The sequence below is a fragment of the Prosthecobacter sp. genome (assembly GCF_049294395.1).
Classification (GTDB): domain Bacteria; phylum Verrucomicrobiota; class Verrucomicrobiia; order Verrucomicrobiales; family Verrucomicrobiaceae; genus Prosthecobacter.
In genome coordinates this window covers 24,832-36,083 of the sequence record NZ_JBAQCR010000149.1, presented here as the reverse complement: position 1 = coordinate 36,083, position 11,252 = coordinate 24,832, and the positions used below count along the sequence as shown (strand labels likewise).

General features: G+C 59.2%; 8 protein-coding genes. 2 read left to right on the top strand and 6 right to left on the bottom strand.

The window, feature by feature from the left end; translation table 11 throughout:
* Positions 1-914: 914 nt before the first annotated feature.
* Both WAW39_RS10070 and WAW39_RS10065 read left to right on the top strand, forming a co-directional pair.
* Positions 915-1,835: a hypothetical protein gene (locus WAW39_RS10070; protein WP_422318332.1), complete on the top strand. Its 921-nt coding sequence runs from the start codon at positions 915-917 to the stop codon at positions 1,833-1,835.
* A gap of 126 nt (positions 1,836-1,961) precedes the next feature.
* A complete protein-coding gene (locus tag WAW39_RS10065) occupies positions 1,962-3,638 on the top strand; it encodes a dihydroxy-acid dehydratase (RefSeq protein ID WP_422318330.1) in 1,677 nt (558 codons plus the stop codon).
* A 43-nt stretch (positions 3,639-3,681) separates the two neighbouring features.
* On the opposite strand, the gene pdxA is transcribed toward WAW39_RS10065, so the two are convergent.
* The 6 genes from pdxA to deoC form a co-directional block, all read right to left on the bottom strand.
* Positions 3,682-4,677, bottom strand: coding sequence for a 4-hydroxythreonine-4-phosphate dehydrogenase PdxA (pdxA, locus tag WAW39_RS10060; protein WP_422318328.1), 996 nt, complete (start codon positions 4,675-4,677; stop codon positions 3,682-3,684).
* Positions 4,678-4,693: 16 nt separating this feature from the next.
* A complete protein-coding gene (locus WAW39_RS10055; RefSeq protein WP_422318326.1) occupies positions 4,694-5,536 on the bottom strand; it encodes an alpha/beta fold hydrolase in 843 nt (280 codons plus the stop codon).
* Positions 5,533-5,976, bottom strand: coding sequence for a hypothetical protein (locus WAW39_RS10050; protein ID WP_422318324.1), 444 nt, complete (start codon positions 5,974-5,976; stop codon positions 5,533-5,535). The genes WAW39_RS10055 and WAW39_RS10050 overlap by 4 nt, the downstream gene beginning before the upstream one ends.
* Complete coding sequence (locus WAW39_RS10045) at positions 5,973-7,385, bottom strand: DUF1501 domain-containing protein (protein WP_422318322.1); 1,413 nt, start codon at positions 7,383-7,385, stop codon at positions 5,973-5,975. The genes WAW39_RS10050 and WAW39_RS10045 overlap by 4 nt, the downstream gene beginning before the upstream one ends.
* The gene (locus WAW39_RS10040; RefSeq protein ID WP_422318320.1) at positions 7,382-10,339 is read right to left on the bottom strand and encodes a PSD1 and planctomycete cytochrome C domain-containing protein; all 2,958 of its coding nucleotides are present in this window, start codon (positions 10,337-10,339) and stop codon (positions 7,382-7,384) included. The genes WAW39_RS10045 and WAW39_RS10040 overlap by 4 nt, the downstream gene beginning before the upstream one ends.
* 88 nt (positions 10,340-10,427) lie before the next feature.
* Positions 10,428-11,210, bottom strand: a complete 783-nt coding sequence (gene deoC, locus WAW39_RS10035; protein WP_422318318.1) for a deoxyribose-phosphate aldolase — start codon at positions 11,208-11,210, stop codon at positions 10,428-10,430.
* Positions 11,211-11,252: the final 42 nt, after the last annotated feature.

Genomic DNA, 11,252 nt, shown 5'->3' with positions numbered 1-11,252 from the left:
CCAATGGGTCCGATGAAGAATCTGGCACACTCGACCACGAACTACCCTGGCACCCCAGTCGGTGGTCCTGCCACCCCGTTCCACAGCATTGTGTATTACGGCGTGACCCTCAGCGTCCGCTTCTAATTCAGATCGTTCTCTGAACGATTCAACCCTTCTAGGTTAACCTCCCGGCGCAAGCCGGGAGGTTTTTTTGTGTTGAGTGAATTCTACTGAGCAGCCTCATATGCAAATCCGGGCCTGGCGGAGTTAAGAATCCTTCAAGTCCATTCCTGCCTTGAGCACAGCCCCCTTTCACCTGAGGGCATGATAGCCGCATGCAACTTCCAGCCTCACGCCATCTGGCGTCTCCTCAGGCTCATTTCAGGCAGGAAAAAAATTGCTCCAAACAATGGCACCATGGGTAGATGGTCAGCCTCTAGGGGCTCCGACAGCTCAGACCTTCATGCCGCCGCCTCTTTGAGCACGCAATGTCCTGATGTTCATGACGCGCAACTTCAGCGAGCGAAGGGGCCTCGCTTCACTGCTCTTCTTACAGCCCAGCAAGGCACGATTTTTTTTGGAGATCCAACAAGAATCCAACCGTACCGCTTGCACATATCAGTAGAAAATTTTGGATTGCTATTGTCCCGCTCCGTCTTCACGACCTCTCTGCGCACCTTTTTCAAGCAGGCCTCACGGTGCCAAGCATGCAGAATATTTGGTTTTCAGCCGACGCACTCGGCTCCCATGAATAGGCCTTTAGCTGATACTTCCCTAAGAGTCGTTATAGCGACGATGGTTTATTCATGAAAATAAACAAAAAGTGATCACCGCGATAACATGGCACGGCACCTGCTCTCTCATGTTACCGCTGCTTGCCTTCCCGGCCGGTCAGCGCCTCAACACCAACAATAACTAAACTCGACCAACACATGAAGCCCAAAAGCATGACATCATTCATTGCCAAGTCGGTGACCGTTCTTGCTGCCTGTGCAGCGCTGAACGCATCTGCCGGCACATCCGCCCCCGTTAAAAACCCCGTCCCTGTGGAAGAAAAATCAGGAGCTCTGTTCGAATCGATCGGAGCCACCTTCGACGCCGGCTACGACAGCCGCTACTACTTCCGCGGTCTTTGGTTCGCTGATAACATCATGTGGACGGCGCTGAACATCAGCGTGCCGATCACTGACAAGCTGACCTGGGGCATCGGTGGCGCCTACATCAACACCGCTGGCACTCCTTTTCTGGGTTCCAAAAGTGGCTTCGCCTATTCGGAAGTCGATGCGATCACCAATCTGAGCTTCGACGCAGGATGGGCGAAGTTCGGAATGCAGTATCAGTACTACTTCTATCCAGATAACTACGGTGGCAGCTTTGGTGGCGTCCCTATTGCAGGTGCCGACCCAGAATTCGCACTCAAAGGTGCGGGTGAACTGGGCTGGACGGTTGCAGTGCCAATCAAGGGCTTCAACATCTATGCAGGCTACTACTATGACCTCCGAATCAATGGTTCCTACATCTCCCTCGGTGCGGACTACACCTTCGCAGTCACTGATTGGCTGAGCATTGTGCCTTCCGTCAACACCGGTTTCGGCATCGACTACTACACCGGCAATGGTTCAGGTTCGGTTCCTGGCAGCACCTTTACTGGCAACAAAGGTCAGAGCATGAACTCTGGTCCGACTTCTGGCTTCACCCACGTTCTCTACACCCTCGCCGTCCCAGTCAAGCTGACCAAGTCGGTGACCTGGACGAGCTACGTGGCATTGAACCATGGCGAAAAGCTTCGCACGCAGCTCAACACCACCCAGAACGAATTGTACTGGGGCACCAAGCTGAGCTTCGCGTTCTAATTCGTCGGGGCTCGAAGCCCTGAACACACTTGTCTGATATTAGGTTGGGGCTCCCGGTCAGTTCGTTCACTGACCGGGAGCTTTTTTTTTGGCGCGGAACGTCTTCCTGCCTAGCATCCGTGCTGCATGACTGAACATCCGCTCAACTGGAACTCGAACAACCTCACCCATGGCTGGCAGCGCGGCGTCAACGCCTTCTTCTGGGGCCTGGGTTTTAAGCCTGCAGATTTCGACAAGGCCCAGATCGGCATCGGCACACCGCTGCTCGATGGCAACATCTGCAACGTCCACGCGCACGAGCTGGCCCAGCTCATCGCCCAGGGCTGCAAAGAAGCAGGCCTCATCGGCTTCCCCTTCGGCGTCTCGCCGGTAAGTGACAACATCACGCAGGGAAATGTGGGTGGTGCAGCCTCCCTCTGCTCACGCAATCTCATGGCCAACGGCGCCGAGATGATCTGCACCTCGCACTGCTACGATGCGCTGATCGGCCTGCATCACTGCGACAAAAACGGCCCGGCCTTTGCCATGGCTCTGGCACGTACCAACTACCCCGGCCTCATCGTCAATGGCGGCAGCATCATGCCCGGCTGCCACAAAGGTCACTCCACCTCCATCCTCGATGTCTATGATGCCGCTGCGAAGGAAAAGCAGGGTACGATGAGCTACGAGGAGTCCGAGCAGATCATCCGTACCGCCTGCCCTGGCGCAGGTGGCTGCGGTATCGCCGCCTCCTTCAACACCTGGGGTATCGCCCTCGAGGCCATGGGCCTCAGCCTGCCGGATACCTCCTCCATGCCTGCCATCGAGGCCGGCAAACGTGAGGAATGCCTGCGCGTCGGCAAAGCCGTGCGCCGCCTGCTGGAATTGAATTTGCGCCCGCGCGACATCATCACCAAGGCCTCCATCACCAACGCCATGACGGCCATCTGCGCCATCGGCGGCTCCACCAATGGAGTGCTGCACATTCTTGCTGTCGCACGCGAAGCAGGCGTTGATTTCACCCTGCGTGACGTGCAGGCCATCGGCCGCCGCACGCCCGTCCTGTGCAATTTCGCACCACGCGGCCGGGGCACCATGGTGGATCTCCATCGCCTTGGCGGCACCACCATGCTGCTCAAGCACCTCATGAAAACTGGGCTGCTGGATGGCTCCTGCATCACCGTCACCGGTCAGACGCTGGCGGAAAATCTAGCCAATGCCGCCGAAGTTCCCTTCCCTAACGAACTCATCGCGCCCATCGACGCGCCGTTCAAAGAATTCGCCGACATCCAAATCTGCTTTGGCAACCTCGCCCCGGACGGCATCGTCTTCAAAGTTTCCTCGCTGGACGAGCCCCGCTTCCGTGGCAAAGCCATCTGCTTCACGGATTCCAAAGGCGTCTCCGATGCCGCAGCCGCCGGACGCATCCAGCCCGGCCACATCGTTGTCATTCGTGGCTGTGGCCCCGTGGCCCTCGGCATGCCGGAAATGCACGTGGCCAGCGCCGCGCTCGCCGTGCCGGAGCTCTATGGCAAAGTCGCCCTGCTTTCTGACACCCGTGTCTCCGGCGTCTCCGGTGGGGCCGTGGGCGTGCATTGCAGTCCGGAAGCCGCCGTGGGCGGCCCAATTTCCGTCGTGGAAGATGGCGATGAAATCGAATTCGACCTGCTCGCAGGCACCATTCACGTCAATGCCGACCTGGATGCTCGTCCCCGCGTAGCTTTCCCAGTCAGCCATCCCTTCGGCTATCTCGCGGACTTTGCAGCAACTGTCACTCAGGCCCACCAAGGCTGCGTGCCCCGCTGGGTGGCCGACCGAAAGTAGCCTTGTTGCACTGCAACAAGGCCCCTGATCAGCAGGAACAGGTCTACTTGGCCATCTTGGCCGCCAGCAGCACAGCCTCCACCAGGCTGCGCCAGTTGGCTTTGCCCTGCCATGCAATGTCGCACGCGGTGCCGTGATCCACGCTGGTGCGCGGCACCGGTAGCCCCAGCGTGGTATTCACTGCCGTGTCAAACGCCAGAGCCTTCAGGGGGATGAGCGCCTGATCGTGATACAGGCAGATGTAGGCATCCACCGCCCGGCGCTTCGGCGCAATGAATGCGGTGTCTGGTGGCAGCGGTCCTTCGATCGTGTGGCCTTTCGCGCGGGCCGCTTCAATGGCAGGCACGATGATCAATTCCTCTTCACCACGGCCAAACAGGCCATGCTCGCCCGCGTGAGGATTTAGCCCGCAAACCGCGATACGCGGCTTCTTTCCACGCACACGCTGCACTGCCTCGGCGGTAAGCTCAATGACATCCAGAATGCGCTGGGTCGTCAGCGCAGGCACCACGTCCTGGTAACCAATGTGCACCGTCACCAGACTGCAGATCATTTCCTCGCAGAAAAAGGTCATGCAGGAGCGCTCTGCCTGCATCTTCTCCGCGAACATCTCCGTGTGCCCCGGATACTTGATGCCAGCGGCATGCAGCGCCTCTTTGTTGAGCGGTGCCGTGGTCACCGCAGCGACTTGTTTTGCCAGAGCGGCCTCGATGCTCTTCTCCACGTAGCGGTAACCCGCCGCACCCGTCTTGGCACTCACCGTGCCCGGAGTGAAATCCTCCGCATCAAAACCAAAAAGATCCAGCACAGCCGGCTCGTCGATGCTCCCGCACTTCTCCGCCCATCCGATCTCGCTAATGATACGCTTCGGTGCTGGGAGTCCGGTCTGCCGCGCACAGCGAGCTAACAGCCGTGCATCCCCAAAAACCACCGGCGTAGCCAGCTCACACACCTCCGTGTTCGCGAGCAGTTGCAGACAAATTTCGGGACCAACCCCCGCAGGGTCGCCCATGGTGATGGCAATGAGTGGTTTCGGCATGAACCGTCACTCTGACTCAACGCAGCACCTTGTCGAGAAACTTGGCAACGATGGCCGTGCGTTCCTCATCATAAAACTCTGCGCCACCATGCAGGCTGCCCGGCAGCAGGATCAAAGTCACCGGCAGCCCCAAGGACTCATAGGCTTTGGCCAGTTCCTGCGACTGCTGCGGCGGCATCTGCGGATCCGCATCACCATGAATCAGCAGCAGCGGCGGATCATTCTTGTCCAGATGCGTCACCGAACTCGCCAGCTTTGCCAGTTCGGGCTTTTTGTCAGGCGTATCCCCCAGCAGCAGTTTCAGCGCAGGAATGCGGAAATCACGGCCCTTCGGAGTGCTCTGGGAAAGAATGGTCTCCAGATTCGACGCGCCGAAAAAACTCACGATGACCTGCACATCGCTGCTTTGATCCAGATGCTCACCGACTTTGCCTTCGAGCTCTGGGTTCCCATTGCTCACTCCCACCAGAGCTGCCAGATGCCCGCCCGCCGAGGAGCCGATGATGGCAACCTTGCTGGCGTTGATATGATACAACCCCGCTTTGGCCCGCAGAAAACGAATCGCCGCCTTGATGTCATGCACCTGCGCTGGAAACAGCGCCTGCGTGGACAGCCGGTAATCCACGCTCGCGATGGCAAAACCCTTGTCGTACAAGTCGGCGATCGGCACGTCCTCTTTGGAACCCGCCCGCCACCCACCACCATGCACATAAACGATCAGCGGCGGATTCTCCCCCTGCGGACGATGCAGATCCAGCTTCAGCGAAGTCTCCCCCACCTTGGCATATTCAATGTCCGTCTGCGTGTCCGCCAGTGCCGCAGAGGAAAGTAAAACAAGGCAGCAAATGAACTTCTTCATGCTTCGATCATCATCTGCTCAGCCGGGACTTCCAGCCTGATTTTCGCCCCATAGCTCAGCCCTTCCGTCCACGGCAACAGCAGTTCAAGTACGTCCGGCTTTTGAAAATGCACGGGCTTCGTGTCGGGATGCGGGAAGTAGATCCATCCTTCAACGGGCTCAGCCCCATCGCGATGCGCCGTGACATCAAAGAACGAAAAATCCTCGGCCGGATCTTCGGGATGCCACTTCAGCGCACGAAACGTATGCCGGGGCTGCACCACACGATAACTCAGCGGCGCGATGCTCACATTCAGCGTGCCGGGATAAAACGAGCTCAGATCCAGCCCAAGCTCCGCAAAGAACGGCAGTTGCATGCGCAGCGTGCCGCCTGGAAAACGCGGATTGCCATTCAACCCTGAGGCCACACGATGGCCTTGAACGATGGTGGCTGGGATCATGCCAAAATCTGCTTGATCACATGGCACGGCTCCACGCCCGTCAGCTTGAAGTCGAGGCCGGCTTTGCTGAAGGTGAGGCGTTCATGGTCAATGCCCAGGCAGTGAAGAATCGTCGCCTGCAAGTCGGCCACGTGGGTTTCGTCCTCGATGATGTTGAAGCCCATCTCATCCGTCGCGCCAAGGGTGACGCCGCCTTTGATCCCCCCACCGGCCATCCACATGGTGAATGCCTGCGGATGATGATCACGCCCCAGGCTGCGTCCCAACGAAACACTTGCCTCCACCATTGGCGTGCGTCCAAACTCACCACCCCAGACCACCAGCGTGCTGTCGAGCAGTCCACGCTGTTTGAGATCCTTGATCAAGGCGGCGCTGGCCTGGTCCGTAATGCCGCAGTTCTTCTTCACATTCCCCGCCACATCGCTGTGCGCATCCCAGCCTTCGTTGTAGATGTTGATGAAGCGCACACCGCGCTCGACCATCCGCCGTGCCAGCAGGCAGGCGCGGGCAAAAGATGGCACCTTCGGATCGCAGCCGTACATTTTCAGCGTTGCCTCGTCCTCCTTGGTGAGGTCCATCAGCTCCGGCGCGGAACTTTGCAGGCGGTAGGCCATCTCGTAATTGGCGATGCGCGTCCCCGTTTCGCTGTCGCCATCCAGCTTGAGTCGGCGCTGGTTCATCGCGTTGATGAGTTCAATCGTGTCGCGTTGCGTGCCGGCCTCGATTCCCTGCGGCGTGCTCACGTTCAAGATGGGATCGCCCGTGTTGCGGAAGCGCGTGCCGGAATACACGCTGGGCAGAAAGCCGCTGCTCCAGCACGCCGCACCACCGCTGATGCCGCTGCCGGTGCTCATCACCACAAACGACGGCAGATCCCGCGTCTCGGCCCCCAGGCCATACGTGATCCAAGAGCCCATGCTGGGCCGCCCCGGCTGGGAGAAGCCCGTGTTCATATAAATCTGCGCCGGCGCATGGTTGAACTGCGTGGTGCGGCAGGACTTCACGATGGCGATGTCGTCCACCACCGAAGCCAGGTGTGGCAGCATTTCAGAAAGCTCCGCACCGCACTGACCGTGCTTCGCAAACTTGTAGCGTGGCCCCAGCACCGCCGCGTCCGGCCTGATGAAGGCATAGCGCTGCCCGCCAATGATCGAAGGCGGCAGCGGCTTGCCTTCGTACTTCGTCAGCATGGGTTTGTTGTCGAACAGCTCCAACTGCGACGGCGCACCCGCCATGAACATGTGAATCACCGCCTTGGCCTTCGGCGGGAAATGAGTTGGTGCGGTGACATTCGGACTCTGCGCCGCGCCATAAGCCGATTCCGCCAGCAGCGATGCCAGCGCGATTTTGCCGGTGCCGACAGCACAGTCTTGGAAGAAGTGACGGCGGGTGATGTTGGAAGTGTTCATGGATGCGTGATGGCTTCGTCAAGATTCAGTGCGGCGCGACTCACATCGGCCCACAGGGCCTCGCCTTCGATTTTCCGTTCGCGCTGCTTTTGCAGGAAGGCTTTGAGCAGCGCCAGTTCATCCGGCGCAGCAGGCCGTGTGGCGACTCGGCGGAAGATGTTTTGCAGACGCTCCTCATCGCTCTGCGATTCCGCCATGACCTGCTTCGCCATCGCCTGCGCTGCCTCCACAAACATCTGGTCGTTGAGCAGCGTGAGGGCCTGTAGCGGGCTGTTCGAAACTTCGCGTTTGGCCAGACAAGATTCACCGGTGGGAGCATCAAAGGTGGTGGCCATTGCGAACGGTGCGGTGCGCTTGGTGAAAGTGTAGAGGCTGCGGCGGTAGTGGTCCTCCCCCTCGCTTGTCTTCCACTCCACTTTGCCGTAGGTGCCTTCAGAGGTGACGCTGGCAGGCTGCGGTGGATACACCCCGGGGCCACCCATCTTCGGCGACAGCACCCCCGCGGCCTTCAGCGCGGAATCACGAATCACTTCAGCGTCCAATCTGAAGCGCGCACCGCGTGCGAGCAAAATATTCTCTGGATCTTTCTGCGCATGCTCAGGCGTGATGCGGCTGCTCTGCTTGTAGGTCGCACTCGTCACAATGAGCCGGTGCAGTTTCTTCATCGACCAACCCTGCTTCACAAGCTCCACCGCAAGCCAGTCGATCAGTTCGGAGTGCGAAGGCGGATCACTCTGGTAGCCGAAGTCTTCCAGCGACTTCACGATGCCACGGCCGAAAAATGCCTGCCACTGGCGGTTCACCGTCACACGCGCCGTGAGCGGATTCTCGGCGGCAAACAGCCACTTCGCAAAAGTGAGCCGGTTCGCGGGCGCATTCTTGGGCAGCGCAGGCAGGAAAGCAGGCACGCCCGGCGTCACCTCCTCCTTCGGCTGCAGGTACTCACCACGATGATAGCGATGCGTGCTGCGCGGATTGTTCGCAGGACGTTCCTCCATCACCAGCGTGGCCTGGCCGCGTGGCGGATTCTTCCGAGCGGCGAGCAAAGGCGCAGCAGCCTGCTTCATTTCATCGGCTGTTTCTAGAAAGCTCCGCAGCAGAATATCATGTTTTGATTTGTCTCCGGTGGCCAGTGCGTCCTCGACTTCCGCCGGCAGCCCTGTTGCTTCAGCATGATCACTGGTCGTGACGGAAATGCGGAAGTGGCCAAGCGGACAGGCAAAATGCTTTTCAAACAGCATCTTCAAATCCAAGCCGTTGGTGAGATCCACCGGCTGCTCAAAATGAAACACCGCCGCATGCTGCACGCCATACCCGCCCAACACCTGCCAGCCGCTGGACATCTCGCCATCCAGCGTGGCTCCGGCGTTATTTTTCTTTTTCGCGGCGGCTTTCGCCTTGGCTTTGGGATTGCTGGCGGCGGCATCATTGATGCGGTCGTCTTCGTCCTCGTTGGTGTCCTCAGCCCGCGCAATCTTGACGCGCTGACCGTTTTGCGAAGCCTGAAATTCACTCATGAAGAAACCACCGAGCGGCCCTTCGTAGTTGGTGAGTCCGGGCCCGTCATTCGGGAGGCTGGAATGTGAAGTCACCTCAATGCGCAGCGCCCGCACTCCCTTGATCGGCGCCTTGAAGCTCAGATCATAGACATCGCTCTTCGAGATATCACCGCTGCCGAGGATGAAGCCATCCGCCTGCTGCTCCAGATGCGGCATCGTCGTGGCCATCTTCGTCGGGCGAATGACTTCCCACTTGGATGCCCGGTGTGACTCACCCTCAATCCACCCTGCGAAACGGCTTTCCATGGCCGCCTTCCCCCCGGGAAACTTCGCAGGCAGATCAGCCTCAAGTTTGGCGATCTTCGCAGCCTGCGCTTTTTTCTGGGCTTCCACTTCCGGCGTCGGAATAAAATAGGTTGGCTCGCTGGCATTGTTCAGCAGCGCCAGCGTGCGGTAAAAGTCCGTGTGCAGGATCGGATCGTACTTGTGCGTGTGGCACTGGCAGCAGTTCATCGTCAGGCCCATCCATGCCGTGCCGGTGACGCTTACGCGGTCCACCATCGCATAAAAACGGTACTCGTTCGGATCAATGCCACCCTCCTCATTCAGCATCGTATTGCGGTGAAACCCCGTGGCAATGAGGTCGTCCGGCGTCGCGTTCGGCAGCATGTCACCGGCAAGTTGTTTGATGCTGAACTGATCAAAAGGCATGTCAGCGTTCAGCGCCTTCACCACCCAGTCGCGATACGGCCAGATCTGGCGCGGGCGGTCTTTCTCAAAGCCGTTCGTGTCTGCATATCGCGCAAGGTCCAGCCAGCGCCGTGCCCAGCGCTCGCCATACTGCTTGGAGGCCAGCAGGTGGTCCACCAGCTTGTCATAAGCATCAGGCGTCTTGTCATTCACAAACGCGTCCGCCTCCGCAGGTGTCGGCGGCAGGCCGGTGAGATCCAGATAAACGCGGCGCACGAGCGTGTAGCTGTCCGCCTCCGGTGAAGGCTTCAACCCCTCCTTCTTCAGCCGATCTTGAATGAAGGAATCAATCGGATGCACGCCGGCCAGAGGCAGCGCTGCCTGCTTCGGCGGCACATACGCCCAATGCGCCTCATACGGCGCTCCCTCCGTGATCCACTGCCTCAGGATGTTCTTGGCGCTCTCCGGCAACACCGTCTTCGTGTGCGGCGGCGGCATGACTTCATCCTCATCCGTCGAGAAGACGCGCTTGATCACTTCACTCGAGTCCGGCTTCCCCGGCACGACGGCCAGCTCACCCGACTTGCCTTTGCCAATGGCCGAATCCCGCAAATCCAGCCGCAACTTGCCTTTGCGTCCCTGGTCATCCATGCCGTGGCATTTGAAACAATGCTGCGCCAGCACTGGACGCACATCACGATTGAAATCGACGGCGAATCCAGCGGCTGGCAGGGCAAGGCAGAAAAGGAGGGCGTGGCGTGTCATTGCGTTGGGTTGAGAACGCCATGAGAAGGCGATTTCTGACCACAAGACACGCCCCAAGCAGGATCAGCCAAGAGAAAAGCAAGCCAGGTCAATACCCGCCTGCCCCAATCTTGCCGCCCGCACTGTCCAACGTGCCTGCCGTTTCCCGTTTGCGGTACTCATCCATCATGGCCGCCGTCGCCGTAGCTCCGCAGCGTGACCCGCCAAGATCGCGCACTTTGATCAGGCCGTCCAGATCACGCACCCCACCCGCCGCCTTTACCTGCACCTTCGGACTGCAACTGGCGCGCATGAGCGCCAGATCATGCTCCGTGGCCCCTTTATAATTGTAGCTGCCGTCGGCCTGCTTCACGAAGCCGTAGCCCGTGCTCGTCTTCACCCAGTCCGCTCCAGCACGTTCGCAGATCTCGCAGAGCTTGCGCTTGAAGTCGTCGCTGCTCAGACCCGTGCCGCCATTGGTCAGATAATCGTTTTCAAAAATGACCTTCACCTTCGCTCCATGCTTGTGCGCTTCATCGCAGACCGCTTTCACATCGGCCTCGACGTAGCCCCAGTCACCGCCGAGCGCCTTGCCAAGATTGACCACCATGTCGATCTCGTTCGCTCCGTCTTTGCAGGCCAGCTCCGTCTCATAGCGCTTCGACTCTGTGGCGCTGTTCCCATGGGGGAAACCAATCACACAACCCACCAGCACTCCAGAACCGCGCAGCCATTCGACCGCCTGCTTCACGGCATAGGGCTTGATGCACACCGACGCCACCTGATACTGCGCCGCCAGCTTGCATCCGGCTTCCATGTCCGCGTCCGTCATCGTGGGATGCAGCAGGCTGTGGTCGATCATCTTGGCAAGGTCGGAATAGCTGTATTTCATAGGGTTCGATTGGCTAAGCCAATTTCTAAATTGGCTTAGCCA